This is a genomic window from Microbacterium sp. NPDC091676, from assembly GCF_044756645.1.
In the GTDB taxonomy this organism is placed as follows: Bacteria; Actinomycetota; Actinomycetes; order Actinomycetales; family Microbacteriaceae; genus Microbacterium; species Microbacterium paraoxydans_D.
In genome coordinates this window covers 1,593,141-1,619,893 of sequence record NZ_JBIVTI010000001.1, presented here as the reverse complement: position 1 = coordinate 1,619,893, position 26,753 = coordinate 1,593,141, and the positions used below count along the sequence as shown (strand labels likewise).

Below are 26,753 nucleotides of genomic sequence, written 5' to 3'. Positions count from 1 at the left end.
CCCTCAGGCGCTCCGCGGGCGGTAGACCGTCGGCGGGTGCGTCGTCGCCACGAGAGCGCGGAGCTCCGAGAGCTCGGCCGGCGCCGCCTGGAGCGCCCGCGCCTGCACGAGGACGTTGCCGAGGGCTGTCGCCTCGACGGGTCCGGCCAGGACGGGAAGCCCGGTGCGGTCCGCCGTCGCCTGGCACAGCAGTCTGTTGAGGGACCCGCCGCCGACGAGGTGGACGACGTCGAGGGACTGCCCGGACAGCCGCCCTGCCTTCCCCACGGCATCGGCGAACGCGGCCGCGATGCTCTCCACGACGAGCCGGACGAACGCCGGCCGCGAGGTGGGGGCGGCGGCGCCGTGCGCACGCAGGAGATCGCTGATGCGCACCGGCATGTCGCCGGGGGCCGAGAGCGCGGGGTCGTTCGCATCGAACACCGCCGACGGCGGCGCCGCGGCGGCGGCCTCGGCGAGCAGCTCCGAGAGGTCGATGGGGGCTCCGTCCTCGGCCTCCCAGGCCCGTACCGTCTCGCTGAGCAGCCACAGCCCGGTCACGTTGTGGAGGATGCGGAACCGGTCGTCCACCCCGCGTTCGTTGGTGAAGTTGGCGTTCCTCGCCGCCGCCGTGAGGATCGGCTCGATCCGCTCGACCCCGACCAGCCCCCAGGTGCCGCAGGAGATGTACGCGGCCCGGGGCGAGGTCATCGGGACGGCGACCACCGCCGACGCGGTGTCGTGCGAGCCGACGGCGATCACCGGCAGATCCGCGCCGATGCGCTCCGCGACCTCGGGGCGCAGCCGACCGATGACCGTGCCGGGATCGACGAGGTCCGGCAGGAGAGAGGCGTCGATGCCGAGGCGCGTCGCGAGCGCCCGGTCCCAGGTGCCGGCCGTCACGTCCAGCAGCCCCGTCGTCGAGGCGTTGGTGCGTTCGGCGACGCGGGCGCCGGTGAGGAGGAAGGCGAGGAGGTCCGGGATGAGGAGCGCGGTGTCGGCGTCGTGACGGAGCTCGTCCGCCCGGAGCTGGTAGAGCGTGTTGAACGGGAGGAACTGCAGGCCGTTGCGGGCGTGGAGCTCGTCGAAGGGGACGAGGGCGTGCACCTCGTGCACGCCGCGAGCGGTGCGCTCGTCGCGGTAGTGGAACGGCTCGGCGAGCAGCTCGCCGGTGCGGAGGAGGCCGTAGTCGACCGCCCACGAGTCGATCCCGATGGACTCGATGGCCGGTTCCCGGCGCAGGGCGTCGGCGAGGCCGTCGAGCACATGGGCGACGAGGGCGTCGAGGTCCCAGTGCAGACCGTCGGCGCGGACGACCGGGCCGTTCGGGAAGCGGGAGACCGGCTCGAGCTCCAGGACCCCGGGCCCCACGCGGCCGATCATCACCCGGCCGCTCGTGGCGCCGAGATCCACCGCCGCGACTGCACGGACGTGCCGTGCGGTCGCGGGCGAGCGGTCGTCGGTCATCGCAGGAACGCCGCGGCGACGCCGGAATCGACGGGGATGTGCAGCCCGGTGGTCCGGCTCAGCTCCGGACCGGTCAACACGAAGACGGCGTCCGCGACGTTCTCCGGGACGACCTCGCGCTTGAGGATCGTGCGGTCGGCGTAGAACTGGCCGAGGTCCTCTTCCTTGACGCCGTACGTGGCCGCCCGGTTCGCTCCCCAGCCGGAGGCGAAGATGCCGGAACCGCGGACCACGCCGTCGGGGTTGATGCCGTTGACCCGGATGCCGTGCTCGCCGAGTTCCACCGCGAGCAGCCGCACCTGGTGCGCCTGGTCGGCCTTCGTCGCCGAGTACGCGATGTTGTTCGGGCCCGCGAAGACGGAGTTCTTGGAGGAGATGTAGACGATGTCGCCGCCGAGCCCCTGATCGATGAGCACCCGGGCTGCCGCCTTCGAGACGAGGAACGAGCCCTTCGCCATCACGTCGTGCTGGAGATCCCAGTCCTTCTCGGTCGTCTCCAGCAGCGGCTTCGACAGCGAGAGGCCGGCGTTGTTCACGACGAGGTCGAGGCCGCCGAACGCGAGCACCGCCTCGTCGATCGCGGCCTGCACCGCATCGGCGTCGGCGACGTCGGCGGCCACGCCGATCGCGACGTCCTCGTTCCCGAGCTCGGCGGCCGCGGCCCTGGCCTTGTCCAGGTCGAGGTCGGCGACGACGACGCAGGCGCCCTCCGCGGCCAGGCGGGTGGCGATGGCCTTGCCGATGCCGCTCGCGGCGCCGGTGACGAGCGCGATGCGGCCCTGGTGGGACTTCGGCTTCGGCATCCGCTGCAGCTTCGCCTCCTCCAGCGCCCAGTACTCGATGCGGAACTTCTCGGCGTCGGAGATGGGGGAGTAGCTCGACAGCGCCTCGGCGCCGCGCATCACGTTGATCGCGTTCACGTAGAACTCGCCGGCGACCCGCGCGGTCTGCGTGTTCGCCCCGTACGAGAACATGCCGACGCCCGGCACGAGGACGATGAGCGGATCCGCCCCTCGGATCGCGGGCGATTCGGCGGTCGCGTGCGCGTCGTAGTAGGCCTGGTAGTCGGCGCGGTAGGCGGCGTGGAGCTCCCGCAGGCGTTCCGTCTGCTCCTCCACGGTCGCCGTCGCGGGCAGGTCGAGGAGGAGCGGCTTGACCTTGGTGCGCAGGAAGTGGTCGGGGCAGCTCGTGCCGAGGGCGGCGAGGGCCGGAGCCTTCTCGGAGGCCAGGAAGTCGAGGACCACGTCGCTGTCGGTGAAGTGGCCGACCATCGGCTTGTCCGTCGACGCGAGACCGCGGATGGTCCCGGCGAGGGCGGCGGCCCTGGCGCGGCGCTCCGGCTCCGGCAGGGCCTCGAAGCCCAATCGGGTGCTGCCGAACGGTGCGGGAGACCCGTGCTCCGCGATGTACGCGGCGGCGGTGTCGATCATCCACAGGGAGTTCGCCTCCGCCTCCTCCGAGGTGTCGCCCCACGCCGTGATGCCGTGGCCTCCGAGGATCGTGCCGATGGCCTGCGGGTTCGCGGCCTTGATCTGCGCGATGTCCAGTCCGAGCTGGAAGCCGGGGCGGCGCCACGGCACCCAGACCACGCGGTCGCCGAAGATCGTCGTCGTGAGTTCCTCGCCGTCGGCGGCGGTGGCGATCGCGATGCCCGAGTCGGGGTGGAGGTGATCCACGTGCGGGGCGTCGACCAGGCCGTGCATGGCGGTGTCGATGGAAGGGGCGGCTCCGCCCTTGCCGTGCAGGCAGTAGTCGAAGGCGGCGACCATCTCGTCCTCCCGCTCGACGCCCGGATAGACGTCGACGAGCGCGCGCATGCGGTCGAGGCGGAGGACGGCCAGGCCGGCCTCGGTCAGGGTGCTGAGGTCGCCCCCGGATCCCTTCACCCAGAGGAGCTCGACCGGCTGCCCGGTCACCGGGTCGATCTCGGTGCCCTTGGCGGAGGTGTTGCCGCCCGCGTAGTTCGTGTTCTTCGGGTCGGCGCCCAGGCGGTTGCTCCGCGCGATCAGTGCGGCGGCGGTGGGGTTCGTCATGCGAGTCCTCGGTTCGTGAGTGAAAAAGCCCGGTCGACGCCGGGGAGTCAGGGGAGTTGCAGGATCCGCGCCGCGAACCGATCGATCGTCGCGGCGAAGGCGGCTTCCTCGGGGCGGTTGAGGTGGCCGTGCGTGGTGCCCGGCTCGACAGCGACGGCCACCTCGACGCCGGCGGCGGTGAGGGAGCGGGCGAACGCCTCGCCGGAGACGCGGAGTTCGTCGGTCTCGTCGTTGACCATGATGGTGGGCGGGAAGGAGGCGAGCGCCGCGGGCTCAGCGGTGCCGGGGACGGCATAGACGTCGGCCTGCGCCGGGTCGCCACCGAGGTAGTTCTCGTACATGCCGCGCACGAAGTCCGGAGGGAACACGTCGGCCGCCGGATCGGTGTCGAGCAGCGATCGCAGCTCCCGGTCGGGGGCGGCCTGCACCGCCTGCAGCGTCGGGTAGGCGAGGACGGCGAGCGCGGGCACGACGCCGCCCTCGTGGGCGAGGCGGAGGGCCGCGCCGGTCGCGAGGTTGCCGCCCGCGCTGGCACCTCCGATCGCCCACGACCCGGAGGCGATGCCCGACGACGCGGCCCAGAGGAAGGCCGCCACCAGCTCGTCGTGGGGGACGGGGTAGTGCACCCCGTCGCGCTCGTCCGCATCGAGGCGTGCGGCCCACGCCGTCGTCACCGGGGCGAGGGCGTAGTCCACGCTCACCACGGCGATCCCGTGGTCGACGAACGCCCGCGCGACGGCGTCGGCCTCCGGCATGTCGATGTCGCCGCCCGCGAATCCGCCGCCGTGCGCCCAGACCAGGCCGTGACGGCTCGGCAGCCCCGGGGAGTAGACGCGCACACGCAGCGCACCGTGCGGCCCGTCGAGGACGTGGTCGCGGATGTCGTCGACGGTCATCGGATCAGGCTCCCCAGCCCGCCTGCACGCCACCCACGCGCTCCTGCGCGATCCGCTGCCCGTACCCGGACGCCGCATACGCCGCCATCGGGTCGGCGGGGAGACCGCGCTCCTCTCGCCATGCGGCCAGGGCCGGGCGGACGTCGGTGGAGAAGGCGTCCATGAAGACGGCGTTCGCCGTCAGCACGTCGCCGCTGCGCTGCGCGGTCGCCAGCGCTTCGCGGTCGACGAGCAGCGCCCGGGCGGTCATCTCCTGCACGTTCAGGACGGAGCGGATCTGTCCGGGGATCTTGTCCTCGATGTTGTGGCACTGGTCCAGCATGAAGGCGACGTCGGGGTTGTTCAGCCCGCCGCCCCGGATCACCTCGAACAGGATCCGGAACAGCTGGAACGGGTCGGCGGCACCCACGATGAGGTCGTCGTCCGCATAGAAGCGGGAGTTGAAGTCGAACGAGCCGAGCTTGCCGAGGCGCAGCAGCTGCATCACGATGAACTCGATGTTGGTGCCCGGCGCGTGGTGACCGGTGTCGAGGCAGACCATCGCCTTGTCGCCGAGGGCGGTCACCTGCACGTAGGACGTCCCCCAGTCCGGGACGTCGGTGTGGTAGAACGCCGGCTCGAAGAACTTGTACTCGAGCACGAGGCGCTGGTGGTCGCCGAGGCGTGCGTAGATCTGCTGCAACGAGTCGTGCAGGCGATCCTGCCGCCCGCGCAGGTCGGCCTGCCCGGGGTAGTTCGACCCCTCCGCGAGCCAGATCTTCAGGTCGCGGCTGCCGGTGGCATCCATGACGTCGATGCAGGCCAGGTGGTGGTCGATGGCCTTGCGGCGCACAGCCGCATCCTCGTGGGTGAGAGCGCCGAACTTGTAGTCGTCGTCCTGGAAGGTGTTGGAGTTCACCGTGCCGAGGGAGACGCCGTGGTCCTCGGCATGACGGCGCAGGTCGTCGAAGGAGTCGACGAGATCCCACGGGATGTGCAGCGCCACGGTGGGGGCGAGCCCGGTGTGGGCGTGGACCTGCGCGGCGTCCGCGATCTTCTCGTACGGGTCGCGGGGCGTGCCGGGAGTGCTGAACACCTTGAACCGGGTCCCGGAGTTGCCGAACGCCCAGCTGGGCAGCTCGATGCTCTGCTTCTCGAGTGCGGCGAGGATGTCGGGGGTGAGGATGCTCACGATGCACGGCCTTCGTTGTCGGTGGCGGGTGTGACGCTCTCGCCGGCGGCGGCGAGCTGGTCTTCGAGGTGGAACACCTCGGTGAGAGGGGTGGCGGCCTGATCGGGACGGCCGTCGAGGTCGAGGAAGAAGGGGGCCATCTCGGCCTCCCAGCGTGCGGCGACGGGGGAGGCGGCGAGGTACGCCTGCGCGGCCGCGTCGTCATCGGTCTCGTAGTAGCCGAAGAGCACGCCGCCGCTTCCGAGGAAGAGGCTGTAGTCGCGCCGTCCGGCGGCCGCGATCTCGCGGAGCATCTCCGCGTGCACCGGCGTGTGGCGGGCGAGGTACTCGGACAGCAGCTCGGGCTTCACCTGGAGCTGGAAGGCGACGCGGGTCATGCGATTCCTCTCGGGGTCCGGCCGGCGCTCGCGGGGAGCGCCGGCCGGAGGGCGACTCAGAAGTCGAAGTCGCCGATGTTGTCGGCGTCGAACACGAACGGGTCGCCCAGCAGGACGACGCCGTCGGCGCCGACGGTGTACTCGCCGAGGTCGCCGGCCTCGAAGCTGTCGCCCTCTTCGCCGGTGATGTCACCCGCGATCAGGGCCTGCGCGGCGTAGGCGGCCAGGTAGCCGAGGTCGGCCGGGTTCCACAGCGCGAAGGCGGTGACGGTGCCGTCCTCCACGTACTCGCGCATCTGGTTGGGCGTGCCGAGTCCGGTCAGCGCGACCTGGCCCTTGAAGTCGGACGTCGACAGGTAGCGCGCCGCGGCGGCGATGCCGACCGTGGTGGGCGACACGATGCCCTTGAGGTCCGGGTGCGTCTGGAGCAGCGCGGCCGTCTTGTCGAACGACGTCTGGTCGTCGTCGTCGCCGTAGACCGTCTCCACGATCGTGATGTCGGGGTACTCGCTCGCGACGTACTCCTCCATCAGCTCGATCCAGGCGTTCTGGTTCGTGGCGTTGGCCGAGGCGGAGAGGATGGCGATCTCCCCGGCGCCGCCGATCTGGTCGGCGATGAGGTCGATCTGCACCTTCGCGATGCCCTCGGAGTCGGCCTGGTTGATGAACAGGTCGCGGCAGTCGGTGTTGGTGTCGGAGTCGAAGGTGACGACCTTGACGCCGGCGTCCCTGGCCTCGTTCAGCGCGTCGCAGATGGCCTGCGGGTCGTTGGCCGAGACGACGAGGGCGCCGACACCCTGCTGCGTGGCCGTGTTGATGTAGCTGACCTGGGCGTCGGGCGTGGCCTCGGCAGGCCCGACCTCGGAGAACGTGCCGCCGAACTCCTCCACGGCCTTCTTGCCGCCCTCGCTGGACGTGTCGAAGTACGGGTTGCCGAGGTTCTTGGGCAGGAAGGTGATCGAGGCGTCCGCCCCGTCGCCGCCGCCGTCTCCTCCGCCGTCGGTGGAGCCGGCGCAGCCGGTCAGTGCGACCGCCGCCGCGACCGCGAGGGCGGCGAAGGCGGTGACACGCTTGCGTGCAAACGTCATTGTTCGTTCCTTTCGTCGGGAGATGCCGCGGATGCGGCGTCCATCGGTGCCTTCGTCGCTGTGGCGGCACCGGCGGGGGGTCTGCCCGGTCGGCGGCGTGCCTTCTGCAGCCAGGCCAGGAAGCTTGCGGCCACCACCGAGATCACGAGGAGCGTGCCGGTGATGATGTTGATGACGTCGGAGGTGACGTTCACCAGGCGGAGGGCACTCGCGAGCGCCCCGATGAGGAAGGCGGCGGCGATGACGCCGTAGATCTTGCCGCGACCGCCGAACACCGACACGCCGCCGAGCACGACGGCCGCGATGACCTGGAGCTCGAGGCCGGTGGCATTGTCGCCGCGGGCGCTGCCGTAGCGGAGCGTGTAGAAGATGCCGGCGAACGCGGCGACCGCCCCGGACAGCACGAACAGGATGAGCTTCGTGCGCTCGACGTGCACACCGGAGAAGTGCGCCGCGTCCTTCGACAGACCGATCGCGTACACCCCGCGGCCGAAAGGCGTGAAGTGCAGCAGGACCGAGAAGACCGCGACGAGCACGAGGAACGGGATCGTGATGACGGGGATCGGGGTCCCCGTGATCTTCGCCTTGGCGAGAGCCGTCCAGAACTCCGGGAAGTCGGTGACGGCCGCCGTGCCGAGCAGCCCGACGGCGAGGCCGCGGAAGAGCGCGAGCGTGCCGATCGTGACCGCGAGCGAGGGCAGGCCGACGACGGTCACGAGGAAGCCGTTGAACGCTCCGCCGACCACGCCCACGACGAGGGCGGCGAGGGCCGCGAGCTCGAACGGGATCCCCGACTGCACCAGAGCGCCGGTGACGACGCTGGACAGTCCGACCATGCTGCCCACCGAGAGGTCGATCTCGCCGGTGATCATGATGAGGGTCATCGGCAGGGCGATCAGCAGGATCGGCGCGATGTCGAGCAGCAGGTAGGTCAGCGTGATGGGCTGTCCGAACCCGCGGATGCTGGAGGCCGAGACGATCGCGACGAGCAGGAGCAGGCCGACGATCGCGGCCTCGCGCGTGAGCAGCAGCCGGCGCCACAGGGGCTTGTCGTAGTCGCGGATGACGCGAGTGGTCGCGGTGGCGGTCGCGGTCGTCATGATTCGTCCCTCGCCTCGATGAGCCGCCGTCTCTGCCGTACCGCGAGCACGCGGTCGAGCACGATGGCGCCGATGATGAGCAGGCCGACGACGGCACGCTGCCAGAAGTCGGGGATCCCGAGGATCGGCAGCGCCCGGTTGATGGTCAGCAGCAGGACGGCGCCGATCGCCGCGCCCCAGACCGAGCCGATGCCGCCGGTGATCGCGACGCCGCCGATGACGGCCGCGCCCACCGCGTCCAGCTCCCAACCCGCTCCCGCCTGGGAGTTGATGGTGCCGTAGCGGGCCGCGTAGAAGACGCCGGCGAGTCCGGCGAGAGCTCCGGAGAGGACGAACGCGGTGAGCACGCGACGGGTGACCTGCAGGCCGTAGAGCTCGGCCGCCGCCGGGTCGGAGCCGATCGCGTAGAACTCGCGGCCGCCGCGGGTGTTCTTCATGTACCAGGCGGCGACGGCGAGCACGAGGACCGCGACGATCGCGAGGGTCGGGATGCCGAGGAGCTGTCCCGTGCCGAGGGCGAGGAAGTCGCGCGGCATGTCGGAGGCGTTCACCCGGTCGCTGCCCGTCCACAGCACGTTGATGCCGCGATAGGCGTAGAGGGTGCCGAGGGTGATCACCATCGCCGGCACCTTGGCGTACGCGACGAGGGCGCCGTTGATGAGGCCGAGGAGGGCGCCGAGCACCACCGCGGCGACCACGACCAGGACGATCGGGATGCCGGGGATGTCGATGAAGAGCCGACCGGTCAGGTACGCGGTCAGGCCCATGACGGAACCCACGGACAGGTCGACGTTCCGCGTGATGAGGACGATGGCCTGTCCCACGGCGACGAGCACGAGGATCGAGGGCGTCAGCAGCAGGTCGCGCCAGCCGTCGGCGCTGAACAGGAACTTGGGGTTGTTGAGGGTCGCGGCGGTCACCACGAGCACGAGGGCCAGGAGGATGCCGAACTCGCGGGCTCTGCCGAGACCGGAGATGCGCTTGGTGAGCGCGGAGACGGGGATGGCGGTGGTCACGAGCTGAGCTCCGATGCGTGCGTCGCGGCGAACATGACGTTCTCGGAGGTGGCCTCCGAGCGGGGGATCTCGGCCGTGATGCGACCCTCGCGCATCACGAGCACCCGGTCGGCCATGCCGAGCACCTCGGGCAGCTCGGACGAGATCATGAGGATGCCCATGCCCTGACCGGCGAGTTGGGACAGCAGGCGGTGCACCTCGGACTTGGTGCCGACGTCGATGCCGCGGGTGGGCTCGTCGATGAGCAGCACCTGCGGCTGCGTGGCGAGCCACTTCGCGAGGACGACCTTCTGCTGGTTGCCGCCGGAGAGCGTCGCGGCCACGGTGTCCAGGGCGTGGGTCTTCACCTCGAGCCGCGAGGCCCACTCCCGAGCGGCGCGGTTCTCCATCGCGGTGGTGAGCAGGCCGAGGCGGGCGAGACGCCGACGGATCGCGAGGGTGATGTTGCCGCCGACGCCGGCTTCGATGACGAGGCCCTGCTTCCGGCGGTCCTCGGGGACGAGGGCGAGACCGGCGCGCATCGCGTCCACCGGACGGCGGGCGCGGATCCGGCGGCCCTTCATGCGCACGCTGCCCTCGCGGTACCCGTCCACGCCGAAGACCGCGCGGGCGACCTCGCTGCGCCCGGCGCCGACGAGGCCGGCGAGCCCGACGATCTCGCCGGCACGGACGGAGAACGAGATGTCGTGGAAGAGGCCGGGACTCGTCAGCCCCTCGACCTCGAGCAGCGGACCGCCGATCGCCGCCTCCTGCTTCGGGAACAGCTCGGACACCTCGCGGCCGACCATCTGGTGGACGAGTTCGTCGACCGTGGTGTCCGCGATGGCGGAGGTCGCGATGTACGCGCCGTCCCGCATGACCGTGACGGTGTCGCAGAGCGCGAACACCTCGTCGAACCGGTGGGAGATGAAGATGAGGCCGCGGCCTTCGTCGCGCAGGCTCCGGGCGATCGCGAACAGGCGCTCCACCTCCACGCCGGAGAGTGCCGCGGTGGGCTCGTCCATGATGAGCAGCGTGGCGTCGAGGGAGACCGCCTTGGCGATCTCGATGACCTGCTGGTCGGCGATCGACAGCCCTTCCGCGGGGCGGTCGGGATCGATGGTGACGCCGAGGCGGGTGAAGAGCCGCTCGACCTCGTGGCGCATGGCCTTGCGGTCGATCCGCCCGAGCCGCCCGATCGGCTGGCGGCCCATGAAGATGTTCTCGGTGACGGAGAGGTCGGGGAAGAGCGTCGGCTCCTGATAGATGACAGCGACGCCGGCGGCCTTGGACTGCGCGGTCGAGGTGAAGTCGACCTCCTCGCCGCGGAGGCGGAAGATCCCGCCGTCGCGCTGGTAGAGACCGGCGACGATCTTCACGAGGGTGGACTTGCCGGCCCCGTTCTCTCCGACGAGGGCGTGGATGGAGCCGGGGTGGACGGCGATGGTGCCGGAGCGCAGGGCGATCACCGACCCGAAGGCCTTCTGGACGTCGGCGAGCTCGAGCACGGGCGCCGTCGTGGGTGAGGACATCATTTCTCTCTCCATTGAGGGAATGAATCGTTTCAAACCCTGATGGAGTTGAGACTAGGGGCTGTGTTGACGCGTGTCAATACGGCGTGAGAGTCTGAGGCGATCCCCGCGGATGAGTCGTTTCAGCGGCGGGAACCGGAGGGAGGGCGCGATGGCCGTCAGCGTGCGGGAGGTCGCCGAGGACGCGGGTGTCTCCGTCGGGACCGTGTCGAACGTGCTCAACCGGCCGGAGAAGGTGGCCGCGGAGACCGTGGCCCGGGTGCAGGCGTCCATCGACCGCCTCGGGTTCGTGCGCAACGACGCGGCGCGGCAGCTCCGCGCGGGGCGCAGCCGGACCATCGGGCTCGTCGTGCTCGACATCCGCAACCCGTTCTTCGCCGAGGTGATCCGCGGAGCCGAGGAGCGCGCCGACCAGCACGGACTCTCCGTCCTCGTCGCCAACAGCGACGAGAAGCAGGAACGGGAGGCGATGCATCTCGATCTCTTCGAGGAGCAGCGGGTGACCGGCGTGCTCGTCACTCCCGTGGCGGAATCCCTGCCGCGGCTGGTGCGGATGCACGAGCGCGGGACGCACGCCGTGCTCGTCGACCGGGAATCACAGGATGAGCGGTTCGCCTCCGTCGCCGTCGACGACGTCGAGGGCGGGCGCATCGCGACCGAGCATCTGTTGGCGGTCGGTCGTCGCCGGATCGCCTTCGTCGGCGGCCCGGTCGCGTTGCGTCAGGTCTCCGACCGTCTGAGCGGCGCGCAGGCCGCGGCGGCCGCGGCGGGGATCGGGTTGGAGTTCATCCCGACCTCCGCGCTCACCGTCGAGGAGGGACGCCGGGCCGGTACGCAGATCCTCGACCGCGCCCCCGGGGATCGACCGGACGCGGTCTTCGCGGCGAACGACCTCCTGGCCCTGGGCCTCCTGCAGAGCCTGGTGATGACCGGCGATGCCCGGGTCCCCGAGGACATCGCGCTCGTGGGCTACGACGACATCGACTTCGCCGCGGCCGCCGTGATCCCGCTCAGCTCGGTGCGGCAGCCGGCCGCGCTCATCGGCTCGACCGCCGTCGACCTGCTGCTGCGAGGACAGGACGAGGTGGCGCCGGCGCCTGAGCACGTGCTGTTCCGGCCGGAGCTCGTCGCCCGCCGCTCGACGACCGGGGAGTGACCGCGATCAGGCCGGCGTCGGTGTGGAGCGTTGGGCGCTCGCACCGCGCATGATGCGGGCGACGGCGGTGATGAGGAAGAGCTGCCCGGTGATCCCCTCGGCGACGGCCACCGCCTGCACGCCCGGTCCGACGGGGACGAGGTTCCCGTAGCCCGTCGTGGTCAGTGCCGTGAACGAGAAGAAGAGCTGATTGCCGAGCGAGTCGTTCGCCGCATCGCCGAACAGCGGGGTCGGCAGCAGCAGCGACAGCAGGTTGTAGACGAAGGCGAAGAACATGCCGACGAGGATGTACGCGGTCACCGCGGCCAGGAGCGCCTCGACGTCGAGGCCTCGGCGGGTGACCTGGTGCGCGATGATGGCCCACGGCGCCACGAGCAGCGCGATCATGGAGGCGGCGGAGAGCGCCACGGCGAGGGCGGGGCTGTCCGTGGCGAAGAACGCCGCGAGGAGGGCGGCCAGGCCGGCGGCCGAGAGCACCACCCACGACACCCGCTGCACCAGGGCGTGCGCCCTGGTCACGCGGAACACGATCGCGACCGTGACCAGCATCGCCAGGAACGCCCAGGGGCTGGGGACCGTGCCGGGCTGGGCCGCGCACAGGCCGTACGACACGATGAGGAGGGCGAGCACCGCGGCATAGCCGAGGGCGCCGCGCCTCGGGTCGGCCGGGGCGGCGAATCCCGCGCGGACGTGCGCTCCCGATGACTCGGACATGGCGTCTCCTCTCGTCCGCGGGGGAGGACCCCGCCTCGTGCGGCCAGTATCGCAGGGCGATCGGGCCGCTCCGGGGACCATCCGAGACCGGCGGTTCGTGACCACGCGTCGGACCCGTTATGATGGTGGGGTGCATCCGTGCTCTCGAGCCGGATGCCTGGAGACGTCGCATAGTCCGGCCTAGTGCACCACCCTGCTAAGGTGGAGTCCCCTTACGGGGACCAGGGGTTCAAATCCCCTCGTCTCCGCACTGAGAAGCCCCGACGAGTCCGCTCGCCGGGGCTTTCGTGTTCTCGCATGCAGGCGGCCCTCCTCACGCCGGCGTCCCCGGCATCCAGGTCGGGTCGGGGGAGAGCGCGGCGGAGATCTTCCGGCTCGCCGTGCCGAGCTGCCGGGCCTGCGCCGGGGTCAGGGTGTCGAAGACGACTTGGCGGATGAGGGACTGGTGCGCGGGAGTCGACTCCTCGACCTTCCGGTGGCCGGCGTCGGTGAGGATGCCGAGGGTGAAGCGCCCGTCTTCCGCATCGACCTCGCGACGGACCCAGCCTTTCGCCTCCAGGCGGGTGACCGCGCGGGAGAGCCGGGACAGCGTGCTGTTCGCGTAGCCGGCGAGGACGCTGAGGCGGAGCGTGCGCTCCGGCGCCGCATCGAGGGCGAAGAGGATGCCGTGCTCGAAGTGGGTCAGTCCGCTGTCGCGCTGCAGCTGCGCGTCGAGGGCCGCCGGGAGCCGTTCGAGGAGCGTCGCGAGTGCCGACCAGACGTCCATCTCTTCGGCGTTCAAGGGAGCGGGGGAGGACGGCGACATTCCTCCACCGTAGCGGTTCGGCCGCGCTCTTCGCTTGCTTGGGAAAGTGAGTGGTGGCTAGTATGACTTGCTCAGGCAAGTCATGCGGGACGCCCGCGGAAGTGAGAGGGAGACGGATGGAACTGGGGCTGCGCGGTAAGAGGGCGTTCATCAGCGGATCGAGCCAGGGGATCGGATATGCGGTCGCGTCCGCTCTCGCCGCCGAGGGGGTCGATGTCGTGATCAACGGTCGTGACGAGGGACGCGTCGACGCGGCGGTGCGCGTCCTGGCCCTCGCGCATCCGGAGGTGACCGTGTCCGGAATCGCCGCGGACTTCACCGATCCGTCGCAGGTGGCGCGGCTGACGGAGCGGCTCGGCGACGTCGACATCCTCATCAACAACGTCGGCCTCTTCGGACTCGCCGACTTCGCGGACGTCACCGACGAGGACTGGGCGCGCTACTTCGAGGTGAACGTGATGAGCGGCGTGCGCCTCTCCCGAGCTCTCCTACAGGGGATGCGGGAACGGGGCTGGGGGCGGATCGTCTTCGTCAGCAGCGAGTCCGGCGTCAACGTCCCGGCCGACATGGTGCACTACGGCGTGACGAAGGCGGCGATGATCGCGCTCGGGAACGGTCTGGCCAAGCTCACCCGCGGCAGCGGCGTGACGGTGAACACCGTCCTGGGCGGACCCACCTACTCGGAGGGGGTCGCGACGAGCGTCGCCGCGGTCGCCGAGGCCCGATCCGTCTCCGAGGAGGCGATGAAGGCGGCGATCATCGGACAGAACACGACGACCCTGCTGGGCCGCTTCCTCGATCCGGCCGAGGTCGCCGACCTCGTCGTCTACCTCTCCAGCGTCCGCGCATCGGCGACGAACGGCGCCGCGCTGCGGGCGGACGGCGGGGTGCTGACCGCGATGCTGTGAGCGCGGCCGGGCGAGTCGCCCGGGTGTCCCGGTTCGGGTATCCTCGCGGGCATGCCTGAACCGACCCAGACCCCGCAGCGCGAGGCCTTCGGCTCGCGGAACGTGTTCATCCTCTCGGCGATCGGCTCGGCCGTGGGTCTCGGGAACATCTGGCGCTTCCCCTACGTCGCCTACGAAGGCGGCGGCGGTGCGTTCCTCATTCCGTACCTGTGCGCGCTGCTGACCGCCGGTATCCCGCTGCTGTTCCTCGACTACGCGATCGGCCACCGGTTCCGGGGCTCCGCGCCCCTCGCGTTCCGACGCCTGCACCGGGCCGCCGAGCCCCTGGGATGGTGGCAGGTGCTGATCTGCGTCGTCATCGCGGTGTACTACGCGGTGATCGTCGCGTGGGCGGGCATGTACACCTGGTTCTCCGCGCAGCTCACCTGGGGTGCGGGCAACGAGAACGACTTCTTCTTCGTCGACTTCCTGCAGTCGGCCGACGTCGCGGAGGTCGGCCTGTCCGGGGAGTTCGTGCCGCAGGTGGGGCTGCCGCTGATCGCGGTGTGGCTGATCGTCATCATCATCATGGCGCTCGGCGTCAAGCGCGGCATCGGTCGCGCCAACATGATCCTGATGCCGCTGCTCACCCTCATGTTCGCGGTGCTCGTGGTGCAGGCGCTCTTCCTCCCCGGCGCCCTGGACGGCCTCAACGCGTTCTTCACGCCGAACTGGGAGGCGCTCGCCGACCCGGCCGTGTGGGCGTCCGCCTACGGGCACATCTTCTTCTCGCTGTCCGTCGCGTTCGGGATCATGGTGACGTACGCCTCCTACCTGAAGCGCAAGACCGACCTCACCGGCTCCGGACTCGTGGTCGCGTTCGCCAACTCCGGTTTCGAGATCCTCGCCGGCATCGGCGTCTTCGCCGCCCTCGGGTTCATGGCCCAGGCGCAGGGCACCGAGGTCTCCGGCGTCGCGACCTCGGGCATCGGTCTCGCCTTCGTCGCCTTCCCCACGATCGTCTCGCAGGCGACCGGCGGGTCGATCATCGGCGTGCTGTTCTTCGGTGCCCTCGTCTTCGCGGGTGTGACCTCCCTCATCTCGATCCTCGAGGTCATCGTGGCCGCCCTCCAGGACAAGCTCGGGTGGGGACGGGTGCGCACCACGCTCATCGTCTCCATCCCGCTCGCCGTCATCTCGATGGCCCTGTTCTCCACCACCACCGCGCTGTCGGTCCTCGACACCACCGACGCCTTCGTCAACGCCTTCGGCATCATGGCGGTCGCCCTCGTCGCGGTGATCGTGGTGGCGTGGGTGCTGCACAGGCTGCCGCAGCTGCAGGAGCATCTCAACCGGCGGTCCAGCTTCCGGGTCGGGCTGCTCTGGCGCCTGCTCGTGGGTGTCCTGGCCCCGCTCGTGCTCGGCTACCTGCTGATAACGGAACTCCTGACGAAGATCGCCGAGCCGTACAGCGGCTACCCCGGCTGGTTCCTCGGCGTGTTCGGCTGGGGCATGGTCATCACCCTGGTGGTCGGCGGAGTGCTGCTGTCGCTGGTGCCGTGGAGCAGGCGCTCCCGTGCCAAGGACGACGTCGGGTACGACGACTTCCTGGACCAGGAGGAGTACGCCGCCGACCCCGAGACGACGAGCATCGCCGTCCCGGCGGCGCAGACGAAGGGAGCGGGCGCATGACCACCACCGCGATCGTCATGATGATCATCGCCATGGTCACGGTGTGGGGCGGCCTCCTTGCGGCCGTGGTGAACCTCGCCCGTCACCCGGAGGTGGAGGACACGGAGCCGGCGGTCCCGGTCGAGCTCTGATCACCGACCCGATCGCATCGGGTCGGAACGGTCGGGTGCGCGGATGGGCGGCGGCGAGACGATGAGGGGGAAAGGAGGACCCCCGTGATCGGCACGCTCAACGCCCTGGTCGACCTCGTCGACGCAGACCGCGGTCAGGACATCGACGTCGCCGCGTTCGCCCGCGCGCACGGCACCACCGAGTACCACCTGCGCCGGATGTTCTCGGCGCTCGCCGGGATGCCGCTGACCGTGTACGTACGGCGGCGTCGGATGACGCTCGCGGGCGCGGAGCTCGCCGCCGGCGCACCGAGTCTGCTCGATGTCGCCGTTCGGCACGGCTACGGGTCGACCGAGGCGTTCGCCCGGGCGTTCCGCGCCGTGCACGGCATCGGGCCGGCTGACGCGCGTCGGCACGGGGGTCCTCTCCGCACACAACCCACGCTCCGGTTCCGCCTGAGCGTCGAAGGGAGCACCCCGATGGATGTCACCATCACCCACCGCCCCGCGTTCGTCCTCGTCGGCCATGCCGCGGAGGTCCCGCTCGTCCACGTCGGCGTCAATCCGCACATCCAGGCGCACATCGCCGGCATCCCGCCGGAGGAGCACGCCCGACTCAAGGCCCTCGGGAACGAGGAGCCCGCGGGCATCCTCGCCGTGACCGCCGACATCGATCCGGACGCCCCGGAGGGGACGCCGTTGACCTACCTGCACGGGGTGGCCGTGCGCGACGACACCGCGGTTCCCGACGAGCTCGACGCCCTGCGCGTGGCGGAGGGCACCTGGGCCGTGTTCGGCGCGAGCGGACCCTTCCCCGAGACCCTGCAGAATCTGTGGGCGGCGACGGCGACCGAGTGGTTCCCGTCGAACCCGTGGCGGCTGCGGCCCGGGCCGTCGATCGTCCGCTACCGGGAGTTCACCGGCGACACGGCGTCCTGCGAGCTCTGGCTCCCCGTCGAGCAGAGCTGACCACGCATCGGGTCGGGCCCGTGGGGCTCGACCCGATGTCCGTGGCCGATGGCACACTGACCGCACGACGACCCGGAGGCAGGCCATGACGGCGACCGATCCGAAGAAGACGCTCGACGCGTACCAGGCGAAGCGGGGCGCCTTCCGTGTCCTCGACGTGCCGCCGCTGACCTATCTGATGGTCGACGGCGCCGGCGATCCGAACACCGCTCCGGCCTTCTTCGATGCGGTCGCGGCGCTCTACCCCCTGGCGTACACGCTCAAGTTCGCCAGTCGGGCCGAGCTCGGCATCGATCAGGTCGTCATGCCTCTGGAAGGCCTGTGGCATGCGCCCGACATGGCGTCGTTCACCACCCGACGCGACAAGTCGACGTGGCTCTGGACGCTCATGATCATGGTGGGCGACCACGTCACTCCCGCCCTCTTCGACCGCGCCGTCGAGACCGTCGCAGCCAAGGTCGCGAAGAAGGGGGAAGAGCTCCCGACGCTGGCCGCCGTCCGGCGGGAGGTGCTCCACGAGGGCCTGTGCGTGCAGACGCTGCACGTCGGGCCGTTCGACGACGAGGGCCCCGCGCTGGAGGAACTGCACGAGCGCTTCGTCCCGGAGAACGGTTTGCGGCTGCGCGGGCGGCACCACGAGATCTACCTCAGCGACCGCCGACGGACAGCCCCGGAGAAGCTGCGCACCATCCTGCGGCAGCCGGTCGAGCGGATCACCTGAGCGCTTTCGCACCGGGCGTCCGGAAAGCAACCCCCTGATCAGGATCCCGCGCGGCGGATACTCTTCGAGCATGAGCACCGTCAAGCATGCGGCACGCGTGGCGAAGGACTCCACCGCGTTCCGGCGGACCGCCCGCGCGGGTTTCGTCGTCCTCGGCATCATCCACATCATCATCGGCGCGATCGCCATCACGATCGCCGCAGGCGGTTCCGGAGACGCCGACCAGGATGGCGCGATGGAGCAGGTGCGCAACAACCCGATCGGCGGACTGCTGCTGCTCGCGATCGCCGTCGGCCTCTTCGCTCTCGCCGTGTGGCAGGTGGCGAGCGGGTTCCTCGCCGCCGACCCCGCCGAGACGAAGAAGTGGGGCAAGCGCCTCAAGCTCTTCGGCATCTCCGGCACCTACCTCGTGATCGCCGGTCTGGCGCTCGTCTACGCCGTGGGCGGCCGCGCGGAATCCTCCGACGCGTCGAAGACCCTGAGCCAGGTGGTCCTCGCCGCGCCCGGCGGGGTGGCGCTGCTCGTGGTGATCGGCCTCAGCGTCATCGGTGTCGGCATCGGCTTCATCATCGGCGGGATCATGCGCTCCTTCCGCAAGCTCATCGACGTGCCGACAGGAGCCGCCCGCGCCGGGGTGATGGCGCTCGGCATCGTGGGCTACATCGGCAAGGGCATCGCGGTGGGGGTCACCGGGGTGCTGTTCGTGGTGGCGGCCGTGACGCAGGACCCGGAACGCGCTGCGGGTCTCGACGCCGCGCTGCACAGCCTGCTCAGCCTGCCGTTCGGGCGGCTCATCCTCGGTGCCGTCGGCGTCGGCTTCGCCCTATACGGCGCCTTCTGCATCGCGCGCGCCCGTCTCGCGCGCATGTCCTAGTCCTTCCGCGCCTCCGCCGGGCCCCGGTCGGCCGGAAGATGGGAGACTGGAACGATGAGCGCTTCTCCCGGAGTCGACGTGATCACCCCGCTGACCGAGACCGAGGTGCAGCGGATCCGCGAGGACTTCCCGATCCTGCACACCCGCGTCCACGGCCACCCGCTGGCGTACCTCGACTCGGGGGCGACGTCGCAGCGTCCGGAGTCCGTGGTCGACGCCGAACGCCGCTTCGCCACCACCATGAACGCGGCCGTCCACCGCGGCGCCCACACGCTGGCCGCCGAGGCGACCGAGCTCTTCGAGGACGCCCGCAGCACCCTCGCCCGGTTCGTGGGCGCCGATGACGACGAGATCGTCTGGACCTCGAACGCCACCGAAGCGGTCAACCTCGTCGCCTACTCCCTCTCCAACGCCTCCCTCGGCCGGGGTGGTGCCGCGGCCGAGCCTCTCCGGCTCCGCGAAGGGGACGAGATCGTCACCACCGAGATGGAGCACCACGCCAACCTCATCCCCTGGCAGGAGCTCGCTGCGCGCACCGGGGCCACGCTCCGGGTCATCCCGCTCGACGACGACGGGGCCCTCCGTCTGGATGCGGCCGCGGAGATCATCTCGGAGCGCACGAAGCTCGTGGCCTTCACCCACGTGTCGAACGTCCTGGGCGTGATCAACCCCGTCGAGACCCTCGTCGCGCTGGCCAGGGAGGTCGGCGCCCTCACCCTGCTCGATGCCTGCCAGTCGGCTCCGCACCTGCCGCTGGACCTCCACGCGCTCGGGGTCGATCTCGCCGTCCTCTCCGGCCACAAGATGCTCGGCCCCACCGGCATCGGCGCGCTCTACGGCCGTCGCGAGGTCCTCACCGTGATGCCCCCGTTCCTCACCGGCGGTTCCATGATCACGACGGTCACCACGACCGAGGCCGAGTACCTGCCGCCGCCGCAGCGCTTCGAAGCGGGCACGCAGCGGGTGTCCCAGGCGATCGCGCTCGCCGCCGCGGTCGACTACCTCTCCGCGGTCGGGATGGATCGCATCGCCGCGCACGAGGCCGCGTTCGGGCAGCGTCTGGTCGAAGGGCTCGGGGCGATCGACGGCGTGCGGGTCCTGGGCGCGGGCATCGAGCTGCCGCGCGTCGGCCTCGCGAGCTTCGACGTGGCCGGGATCCATTCGCACGACGTCGGGCAGTTCCTCGACGACCAGGGCATCGCGGTGCGCGTCGGTCACCACTGCGCCCAGCCGTTGCACCGTCGGCTGGGTGTGACCTCGTCGACGAGGGCGAGCACCTACCTGTACACCACCGCGTCCGAGGTGGACGCCGTCATCGAGGCGGTCGCCGGAGCGATCGCGTTCTTCGGGAGGGGCGCATGAGCGACCTGCAGAGCCTGTACCAGGAGCTGATCCTCGACCACTCGCGCACGCCGCACGGCTTCGGCCTCCGCGAGGAGATCCCCGCGCAGTCGCATCAGCTCAACCCGACCTGCGGCGACGAGATCACGCTGCAGGTGCATCGGGGCGCCGACGGCGGCGTCGAGGCGATCACGTGGGAGGGACACGGGTGCGCCATCTCCCAGGCCTCCGCGTCGCTGCTCGCGGAGCTCGCCGAGGGCCTCACCGTGGACGAGCTCGAGGTGCGCATCGCGGCGTTCCGGGAGGCGATGCGCTCCCGCGGAACGATAGAGCCGGACGAGGAGCTGCTCGGCGACGCCGCGGCGCTCGGGGGAGTGTCGCGGTACGTGGCGCGCGTGAAGTGCGCGATGCTCGCCTGGGTGGCGGCGGAGGACGCGCTCACACGCCTCTGACCGCGCTCTGGACGGGAATAGCATCGGCTGGCCGGCGTTGGCCCGAGCATGACAACTCTCGGAATCATCGGAGCAGGCAACATCGGCAGCCAGGTCGCCCGTGTGGCGGTGGCCAACGGCTATGACGTCGTGATCGCGAACTCGCGGGGGCCGGAGACCCTGGCCGATCTCGTCGCAGAGCTCGGGTCGCACGCGAAGGCGGCGACGGCGGAGGAGGCGGCCGCCGCGGCGGACGTGGCCGTGGTGACGGTGCCGCTGCGCGCGATCGATCAGCTTCCCGCCGCGCAGCTCGCCGGGAAGATCGTGCTCGACACGAACAACTACTACTTCGAGCGCGACGGGCACATCGAGGCCCTCGACAAGGGCGAGACCACCACGTCCGAGCTCGTGCAGGCGCAGCTCCCGGAGTCCAAGATCGCCAAGGCGTTCAACCACATCTACGCCGCCGAGATCACCACCGACGGCACCCCCGCGGGTACGCCGAACCGTCGCGCGCTGGCCACGGCCGGGGACGACGAGGAGGCCGTGGCGTTCGTCACCCGCTTCTACGACGAGGCCGGTTTCGACACGGTCAACGTCGGCCCGCTCAGCGAGTCGTGGCGGGTCGAGCGTGATCGTCCGGCGTATGTCATCCGGCAGAACGCGGAAGAGCTGACGGCCAACGTCGCGCGGGCGAACCGTCTGCCCTGACCCTGGCGCGCGCCCCGGTCTGGGATACCAAACTTGGCCAATCCCGGCCCGGGGTGCGACAATGCCCGGATGGCGGGGGCTGTGGGGGTAGGCGGGGAACTCGAGTCGGTCAGGGTCACGAGGATCCTCCGAGACGACATCGTGCTGGGGCGGCGCGCGCCCGGCTCGCGACTGGTGGAGCGCGACATCGCGGCCGAACTGAACGTGTCACGGCTCCCGGTGCGTGAAGCCGTCCGCACGCTGGTCGCGGAGGGCGTCGTCGTCGCACGACCCCGGACCTGGGCCGTGGTGCGCGAGTTCACCCACGACGACATCCGCAACTTCGCGGAGGTGCGCGAGGCGATCGAGACCCTCATCTTCGTGTTCGCGGCCGAGCGCCACGACTCCGACGGGCTCGCCAGGCTGCGCGAATCGTACGAGCGCGAGCTCGCGGCGGCCCGTGCCGGCGACGCGGAGGCCGCCCGCACGGCGGCCGCGGCGTTCCACGAGGTCGCCGTCGACCTGGCGGGCAACGAGATGCTCGGCGAGCTCATCGCCGTCTTCCTGACGCGCTTGCGCTGGCTGTTCGGGCAGCACGACGATCTGGAGGCGATGGCGGAGGAGCACCGCGTCATCCTCGAGGCCGTCAGCGCCCGTGACGTCGAGGTCCTGCGCCGGATCGTCCCTGCGCATCTGGCGAGCGGGCACTCCGCGGCCGAACGCCGGCTGGCACGCACGGCGACCTCCTGAGGGGTCCGCGAGGAAGACGACCCCCAGGCGCGCCACCGGCGGCTGTATCCTTGTCCGGTCGGAGTCGGTCCGGTCTGTTCGCGCTGTCCTGGGGAGCGAGATGCGAAGTCTTGCTGTCGTCGTCGGGGGGATCCTCCTACTCGGGGGTGCTGTCCTCCTGGGGGTCGCCGACCAGGAGCGTGCAGCGGGCGTCGCCGCCGTGAGGGCCGAGATCGCGCGGATCGAGCAGGTGCTCGAAGAGTCGCAGACCGAGAACCTCGAGCTGGCGGAGCGCCTCACCGCTCTGCGGTCCCGCATCGCCGAGCAGGACGACGAGTTGTCCGACACGACGGGCTTCCTGCCGTGAGGCGTCGGGTGCTCGCGGTCACCGTCTCCGCGGCCGTGCTTCTCGCCGCGGCCGTCGTCGCACGCGCCGATGCGCTCGATCACGAGCGGACGGAGGCGCTGGCGGAGCTCTCCGTCCTCGCCGACCACTCGCACGACGCCGCACAGCGCACCGACCACCTGGCCGGCGCCGTCGCGCGGGCCGAGCAGGACGCGGAGGATCGCGCCTCCGTCCTGGCGGTGCGGCCGGCATTCCTGGAGGAGCTCTCGACGCTGGCCGCTGTCCTCCAGGGCGCGGACGGCAAGGTCGACACGGCGGCGCATCTCGCTTCCGCCCGGTCGGCTCAGGAGACCGTGCGCGCCGAGCGCCATGACCCGGACACCGTGGTCGCGGCGACCGCGACGGTGGAGGCCCTCACGCAGAAGGTCGGCACCGAGGTCGCCGGATGGCAGGCGTCGCAGAGCGCCGGTCCCGGCGGACCCGCCTGGGCGTCGAGTGGGCCGGACGGCTACGCGCGGGTGCGCGCCGCCCTCGACAGGGTCGGTGGCGGGGGCGTCGGATTGTACGAGTCGTCGTCGTGCGCGGGCGGCACAGCCCCGGCCTGCGCCAACAGCAACGGCTACATCAAGTACCGCGCCGACATCACCGGCTGGAGCGAGGGGCGCCTGAACTGGGCGATGGCGCATGAGCTGGCTCACATCTATCAGTTCCGGGTCTGGGGCACCCTGACGTCCTCGGGCGCGTACGGGGCGATGTTCGGCGGCGATCCGGAGTTCCTCGCCAACTGCATGGCCGTGGTCCGCGGCTTCCCCGGGTCGGTGGGGTGCTCCGGGGAGCAGCAGGCCTGGGCCTCGGGCATCTGGGTCGGTGTCGTCGGCTGAGCACGGTCCGATGCCGCCTGCCGATGTCGGACGTCTGCGGCATGCTGTTCCGGAGCCATTCCGGCCGAGACTGCGCGGCATCGATACCGGTACGCTCGAGAGAAGGAGGTGCCGGTGGGACGGACTGCGGATGCCATCGCCGAAGGCGTCGCGATCGCGACGGCCGCTGCGCGCCTCGCCGTGAAGAATCACATCCTCATCGGCACCATCGCGGAGGACGGCGTCTTCGACCTCGACAAGTACGTCGAGGACGCGAGGGCTGCCCTCGGGGCGATGGCTGCGGAGTCGGAGGAGGCCGCCGCCACGGTCACGGCTCTGCGCAAGCGCGCCCGCGGTCGGCATTCCGATCCGGTGGGCACCCACGACTACCGTGACCGCGATGTGCGCAACCTCCGGCGGCGGGCCAAGCAGTCGCTCGGCGTCGCACAGCGTCTGCGCGAGATGATGGACGACCGTGCCCAGCTGGAGAGCATCGTCGAGGAGGCGCGCGCCGCGGCCTGGGCCGATGTGCGGCACAATCTCGACCGCCGGCTGCGCGTCGAGGGCATGCGACCGGATCAGGACCCGGACTACGCGCGCATGCGCGAGGCGCGGATGCAGGCGCTGCGACTGGTCGATCTCCAGGCGCTCTCCTCGCAGCAGCGGGCCAAGGAGAAACGGCGGAAGAAGCAGGAGAAGACGGCCGCCAAGGCGGACTGAGCCCTCGTTTCGCTTTCCGCTCTCGTCTGTTGTAGGCTGGTCGTCGGCCCGCTGGGCGGTAAAACACCGCGGGTCCTGCGCCTCTAGCTCAATGGATAGAGCATCTGACTACGGATCAGAAGGTTGGGGGTTCGAGTCCCTCGAGGCGCACACTGTGTTGAGACAGTACGGAACCCCCGTCGCGGAAGCGGCGGGGGTTTTCGCTGTCCCGGGCCCGTGCCCCGGTCAGAGCAGGCTGGTGATCGCCGGGTCGCGCGCGGCGAGGTCGGCCGCCGTGGCCATGATGGCGGTGCGCATCGCCGCGACCGCGACCGCGGGTGTGACGTCGGAGCGGTGGGCGAGGCTGATGGTCCGCGACATCGCGGGGTGGGCGAGGCGCGCCGACCGCAGCGCGGGGCGCTCGAACAGCACCATCGCGGGGACCACCGCGACCCCGACGCCTCGTTCGACGAAGCGCAGCACCGCATCCATCTCCGCACCCTCCAGCGCGAGGGTCGGGGTGAGGTCGGCGGCGCGGAAGGCGGCGTCCATCGCGGCGCGCAGCTCGTAGCTCTCGTCGAACTGGATGAGCGGGAGGGTGGCGAGGTGCGCCAGGCTCACGGACGGGCCGTGGGTGACCGGAGGTGCAGCCGCCGACGAGATCACCACGAGCTCCTCGGCGAGCAGCGGGACGTGGGTGAGGCTGACCCCCGCAGGCACCGGACCCTCGGACTGGGTGACGAGGGCGATGTCGACGGCGCCGACCGCGAGCTGCTCGACGAGCAGCCGGGATCCGCCCTCGGTGAGGTGCAGGTCGATGCCGGGGTGCGCGGCGTGGAACGTGCTGAGGGCTTCCGCGACGAGACTGATGCAGAGAGTGGGCGGGGCGCCGAGGCGCACCCGGCCGCGGCGGAGGCCGGCGAGCTCGGCCACCTCGTCACGGATGGCGTCGGCCTCGGCGAGCATGCGCTGCGCGTGCGGAAGGACCGTCTCGCCGGCGGCCGTCAAGGCGATGTGGCCGCGAGCGCGATGGAACAGCTCGGCGCCGAGCTCCCGCTCGAGGGTCGAGATCTGACGGCTCAGCGAGGGCTGCGCGAGATGGAGGTGCTCGGAGGCGCGGGTGAAGTGGCCGAGGCGGGCGACTTCGACGAACCCGCGGAGCTGCTCGAGGTTCATATCCATAGCGTACCCGCATGGTTTCCAGACGAACTATGCATTGGAGTTATTAGGATCGCCTAACTAGCGTCGAGAGCATGAATGCACCCGAACGACAGATCTCCACCACGGTCCTCGTGATCGGCACCGGAGGCTCCGGGCTCCGCGCCGCGATCGAGGTCGCCGAGCACGGTGTCGACGTGCTCGCCGTCGGCAAGCGCCCCCGGCAGGACGCGCACACGTCGCTCGCGGCCGGCGGCATCAACGCGGCCCTCGGCACGATGGACGCCGAGGACAGCTGGCAGCAGCACGCCGCGGACACGATCAAGGAGAGCTACCTCCTCGCCAACCCCCACACCGTCCAGATCGTCACCCAGGGCGCCGAACGCGGCATCCGCGACCTCGAGCGCTGGGGCATGGACTTCGCCCGCGAAGGCGACGGTCGCATCTCGCAGCGCTTCTTCGGCGCGCACACCTACCGCCGCACGGCCTTCGCCGGCGACTACACCGGCCTCGAGATCCAGCGGACGCTGGTCGCCCGCGCCGAGCAGCTCGACGTCCCCATCCTCGACAACGTCTACATCACGCGTCTGCTCGTGCGCGACAACGTCGTCTTCGGCGCCTACGGCTTCGACCAGGCGGACGGCACGCGCTACCTCATCCATGCGGACGCCGTGATCCTCGCCGCCGGCGGGCACAACCGCATCTGGCGTCGCACGTCGTCGCGGCGCGACGAGAACACCGGCGACTCCTTCCGACTCGCGGTCGAGGCGGGGGCGCGACTCCGCGATCCGGAGCTGGTGCAGTTCCATCCGTCCGGCATCATCGAGCCCGAGAACGCCGCCGGCACGCTCATCTCCGAGGCCGCACGCGGGGAGGGCGGCATCCTCCGCAATGCCCGGGGCGAGCGGTTCATGGCGAAGTACGACCCCGAGCGGATGGAGCTGTCGACGCGGGACCGGGTCGCGCTCGCCGCCTACACCGAGATCCAGGAAGGGCGAGGCACCGCGAACGGCGGCGTCTGGCTCGACGTGTCGCACCTGCCGCGCGAGACCATCATGACCCGGCTTCCGCGCGTCTATCAGACGATGATGGAGCTGCAGATGCTCGACATCACGGCGGACCCGATCGAGATCGCGCCGACCGCGCACTACTCGATGGGCGGTGTGTGGGTGCGGCCGGACGACCACCAGACCGACGTCGACGGGCTGTACGCGATCGGGGAGGCGTCAAGCGGACTCCACGGCGCGAACCGTCTCGGCGGGAACTCCCTCATCGAGCTGCTCGTCTACGGCCGGATCGTCGGTCAGGCCGCCATGGCCCACGCCGCGGGACTCGATGCCCAGCGCCGGTCGGCCGATGCGGTCGCCGCCGCCCGTGCCGAGATCGACGACCTCCTCGCGGCGGAGGGGCGCGAGAACGTGCGGGCTCTGCAGCGCGCCATCCGCAACCTCATGACCGAGTACGCGGGCGTGGTGCGGTCGGAGGACGGGCTGAAGGCCGGCCTCGCCGACCTCGACATGATCGAGGGGCGGATGGAGGACATCGGCATCCACCCGGACATCGCCGGATTCCAGGACCTCGCGCACGCGTTCGACCTCAAGGCCTCCGCGCTCGCCGCCCGGGCCACGCTGGAGGCGGCGCGGGAGCGTCGGGAGACGCGGGGATGCCACAACCGCAGCGACTTCCCGGACACCGATCCCACGTTGCAGGTGAACCTCGTCTGGTCGCCGACCGCCGGAGTGACCCGCGAGGAGATCCCCGCCATCCCCGACGAGATCGCCGAGCTCATGCGCGACGTCGACACGACCGGCAAGCTCGTCGAGTAGATTCCCCGAGACCCCGCTTTCGCGGGGGGGCCCCCCCCCCCCCCCCGGGGGGGGGGGGGGGGGGGGCCCCCCCCCCGGGGGCGCGCGGGGGGGGGGGGACGACGCCC

At 70.9% G+C, this 26,753-nt stretch carries 27 protein-coding genes and 2 tRNA genes; 17 read left to right on the top strand and 12 right to left on the bottom strand.

Annotation, left to right across the window (positions count from 1 at the left end; translation table 11 throughout):
* Positions 1–3: 3 nt before the first annotated feature.
* From ACIQID_RS08005 to ACIQID_RS07965, 9 genes are read right to left on the bottom strand one after another with little or no spacing between them, the layout of a single operon-like run.
* Positions 4–1,446, bottom strand: a complete 1,443-nt coding sequence (locus ACIQID_RS08005; RefSeq protein ID WP_400283607.1) for a rhamnulokinase family protein — start codon at positions 1,444–1,446, stop codon at positions 4–6.
* Complete coding sequence (locus ACIQID_RS08000) at positions 1,443–3,479, bottom strand: bifunctional aldolase/short-chain dehydrogenase (RefSeq protein ID WP_400283604.1); 2,037 nt, start codon at positions 3,477–3,479, stop codon at positions 1,443–1,445. The genes ACIQID_RS08005 and ACIQID_RS08000 overlap by 4 nt, the downstream gene beginning before the upstream one ends.
* Before the next feature lie 47 nt (positions 3,480–3,526).
* The gene (locus tag ACIQID_RS07995) at positions 3,527–4,375 is read right to left on the bottom strand and encodes an alpha/beta hydrolase fold domain-containing protein (RefSeq protein ID WP_400283601.1); all 849 of its coding nucleotides are present in this window, start codon (positions 4,373–4,375) and stop codon (positions 3,527–3,529) included.
* Between the two features lie 4 nt (positions 4,376–4,379).
* The gene (rhaI, locus tag ACIQID_RS07990; RefSeq protein ID WP_312673755.1) at positions 4,380–5,546 is read right to left on the bottom strand and encodes an L-rhamnose isomerase; all 1,167 of its coding nucleotides are present in this window, start codon (positions 5,544–5,546) and stop codon (positions 4,380–4,382) included.
* Complete coding sequence (locus ACIQID_RS07985) at positions 5,543–5,923, bottom strand: L-rhamnose mutarotase (RefSeq protein ID WP_312673754.1); 381 nt, start codon at positions 5,921–5,923, stop codon at positions 5,543–5,545. Before ACIQID_RS07985 ends, rhaI begins: the two co-directional genes overlap by 4 nt.
* A gap of 56 nt (positions 5,924–5,979) precedes the next feature.
* Positions 5,980–7,011, bottom strand: a complete 1,032-nt coding sequence (gene rhaS / locus ACIQID_RS07980) for a rhamnose ABC transporter substrate-binding protein (protein ID WP_312673753.1) — start codon at positions 7,009–7,011, stop codon at positions 5,980–5,982.
* A complete protein-coding gene (locus ACIQID_RS07975) occupies positions 7,008–8,111 on the bottom strand; it encodes an ABC transporter permease (RefSeq protein ID WP_400283596.1) in 1,104 nt (367 codons plus the stop codon). The genes rhaS and ACIQID_RS07975 overlap by 4 nt, the downstream gene beginning before the upstream one ends.
* Positions 8,108–9,127: an ABC transporter permease gene (locus ACIQID_RS07970; protein ID WP_400283593.1), complete on the bottom strand. Its 1,020-nt coding sequence runs from the start codon at positions 9,125–9,127 to the stop codon at positions 8,108–8,110. The genes ACIQID_RS07975 and ACIQID_RS07970 overlap by 4 nt, the downstream gene beginning before the upstream one ends.
* Entirely contained in the window at positions 9,124–10,641 is a 1,518-nt protein-coding gene (locus ACIQID_RS07965) for a sugar ABC transporter ATP-binding protein (protein ID WP_400283590.1), read from the bottom strand. Before ACIQID_RS07965 ends, ACIQID_RS07970 begins: the two co-directional genes overlap by 4 nt.
* Positions 10,642–10,789: 148 nt before the next feature.
* Between ACIQID_RS07965 and ACIQID_RS07960 the strand changes: the two genes are divergently transcribed.
* Positions 10,790–11,794 carry a LacI family DNA-binding transcriptional regulator gene (locus ACIQID_RS07960; protein WP_312673748.1) on the top strand — a complete coding sequence of 335 codons (1,005 nt, stop codon included), beginning with the start codon at positions 10,790–10,792 and terminating at the stop codon, positions 11,792–11,794.
* A gap of 6 nt (positions 11,795–11,800) precedes the next feature.
* On the opposite strand, the gene ACIQID_RS07955 is transcribed toward ACIQID_RS07960, so the two are convergent.
* Positions 11,801–12,508, bottom strand: coding sequence for a potassium channel family protein (locus tag ACIQID_RS07955; RefSeq protein ID WP_312673746.1), 708 nt, complete (start codon positions 12,506–12,508; stop codon positions 11,801–11,803).
* A gap of 159 nt (positions 12,509–12,667) precedes the next feature.
* On the opposite strand from ACIQID_RS07955, the gene ACIQID_RS07950 reads away from it, so the two are divergent.
* Positions 12,668–12,756, top strand: a tRNA-Ser gene (locus ACIQID_RS07950).
* A 65-nt stretch (positions 12,757–12,821) separates the two neighbouring features.
* Here the strand turns inward: ACIQID_RS07950 and ACIQID_RS07945 are convergent.
* Positions 12,822–13,313, bottom strand: a complete 492-nt coding sequence (locus ACIQID_RS07945) for a MarR family winged helix-turn-helix transcriptional regulator (protein WP_312673744.1) — start codon at positions 13,311–13,313, stop codon at positions 12,822–12,824.
* A gap of 116 nt (positions 13,314–13,429) precedes the next feature.
* Here ACIQID_RS07945 and ACIQID_RS07940 point away from each other — a divergent pair, with 116 nt between their 5' ends.
* The 14 genes from ACIQID_RS07940 to ACIQID_RS07875 all read left to right on the top strand — a co-directional run bounded on the left by ACIQID_RS07940 (position 13,430) and on the right by ACIQID_RS07875 (position 23,833).
* Positions 13,430–14,221 carry an SDR family NAD(P)-dependent oxidoreductase gene (locus ACIQID_RS07940; RefSeq protein WP_400283585.1) on the top strand — a complete coding sequence of 264 codons (792 nt, stop codon included), beginning with the start codon at positions 13,430–13,432 and terminating at the stop codon, positions 14,219–14,221.
* Between the two features lie 51 nt (positions 14,222–14,272).
* Complete coding sequence (locus ACIQID_RS07935) at positions 14,273–15,892, top strand: sodium-dependent transporter (RefSeq protein WP_312673740.1); 1,620 nt, start codon at positions 14,273–14,275, stop codon at positions 15,890–15,892.
* Entirely contained in the window at positions 15,889–16,023 is a 135-nt protein-coding gene (locus ACIQID_RS07930) for a methionine/alanine import family NSS transporter small subunit (protein ID WP_083391612.1), read from the top strand. The genes ACIQID_RS07935 and ACIQID_RS07930 overlap by 4 nt, the downstream gene beginning before the upstream one ends.
* Positions 16,024–16,107: 84 nt before the next feature.
* Positions 16,108–16,971, top strand: coding sequence for a GyrI-like domain-containing protein (locus ACIQID_RS07925; RefSeq protein ID WP_400283580.1), 864 nt, complete (start codon positions 16,108–16,110; stop codon positions 16,969–16,971).
* Positions 16,972–17,056: 85 nt separating this feature from the next.
* A complete protein-coding gene (locus tag ACIQID_RS07920) occupies positions 17,057–17,692 on the top strand; it encodes a GyrI-like domain-containing protein (RefSeq protein ID WP_400283576.1) in 636 nt (211 codons plus the stop codon).
* Positions 17,693–17,762: 70 nt separating this feature from the next.
* Positions 17,763–18,566, top strand: a complete 804-nt coding sequence (locus ACIQID_RS07915) for a DUF1206 domain-containing protein (RefSeq protein ID WP_136051316.1) — start codon at positions 17,763–17,765, stop codon at positions 18,564–18,566.
* Between the two features lie 54 nt (positions 18,567–18,620).
* On the top strand, positions 18,621–19,928 hold the full coding sequence (locus tag ACIQID_RS07910; RefSeq protein WP_400283573.1) for a cysteine desulfurase: 1,308 nt from the start codon (positions 18,621–18,623) through the stop codon (positions 19,926–19,928).
* Positions 19,925–20,359 carry a Fe-S cluster assembly sulfur transfer protein SufU gene (gene sufU / locus ACIQID_RS07905; RefSeq protein WP_400283570.1) on the top strand — a complete coding sequence of 145 codons (435 nt, stop codon included), beginning with the start codon at positions 19,925–19,927 and terminating at the stop codon, positions 20,357–20,359. Before ACIQID_RS07910 ends, sufU begins: the two co-directional genes overlap by 4 nt.
* A gap of 48 nt (positions 20,360–20,407) precedes the next feature.
* Positions 20,408–21,049 (top strand): NADPH-dependent F420 reductase, encoded by a 642-nt coding sequence (locus tag ACIQID_RS07900; protein ID WP_400283567.1) that lies wholly within the window; start codon positions 20,408–20,410, stop codon positions 21,047–21,049.
* 69 nt (positions 21,050–21,118) lie between these two features.
* On the top strand, positions 21,119–21,778 hold the full coding sequence (locus ACIQID_RS07895; protein ID WP_400283564.1) for a GntR family transcriptional regulator: 660 nt from the start codon (positions 21,119–21,121) through the stop codon (positions 21,776–21,778).
* Between the two features lie 100 nt (positions 21,779–21,878).
* Positions 21,879–22,124: a hypothetical protein gene (locus tag ACIQID_RS07890; RefSeq protein ID WP_312673728.1), complete on the top strand. Its 246-nt coding sequence runs from the start codon at positions 21,879–21,881 to the stop codon at positions 22,122–22,124.
* Positions 22,125–22,132: 8 nt separating this feature from the next.
* Positions 22,133–22,984, top strand: coding sequence for a hypothetical protein (locus tag ACIQID_RS07885; RefSeq protein WP_331202262.1), 852 nt, complete (start codon positions 22,133–22,135; stop codon positions 22,982–22,984).
* A 114-nt stretch (positions 22,985–23,098) separates the two neighbouring features.
* Entirely contained in the window at positions 23,099–23,683 is a 585-nt protein-coding gene (locus ACIQID_RS07880; protein ID WP_312673725.1) for an asparagine synthase, read from the top strand.
* A 77-nt stretch (positions 23,684–23,760) separates the two neighbouring features.
* Positions 23,761–23,833, top strand: a tRNA-Arg gene (locus ACIQID_RS07875).
* Positions 23,834–23,908: 75 nt separating this feature from the next.
* On the opposite strand, the gene ACIQID_RS07870 is transcribed toward ACIQID_RS07875, so the two are convergent.
* On the bottom strand, positions 23,909–24,844 hold the full coding sequence (locus tag ACIQID_RS07870; protein WP_312673723.1) for a LysR family transcriptional regulator: 936 nt from the start codon (positions 24,842–24,844) through the stop codon (positions 23,909–23,911).
* A 71-nt stretch (positions 24,845–24,915) separates the two neighbouring features.
* Between ACIQID_RS07870 and ACIQID_RS07865 the strand changes: the two genes are divergently transcribed.
* Complete coding sequence (locus ACIQID_RS07865; protein WP_312673721.1) at positions 24,916–26,646, top strand: FAD-binding protein; 1,731 nt, start codon at positions 24,916–24,918, stop codon at positions 26,644–26,646.
* Positions 26,647–26,753: the final 107 nt, after the last annotated feature.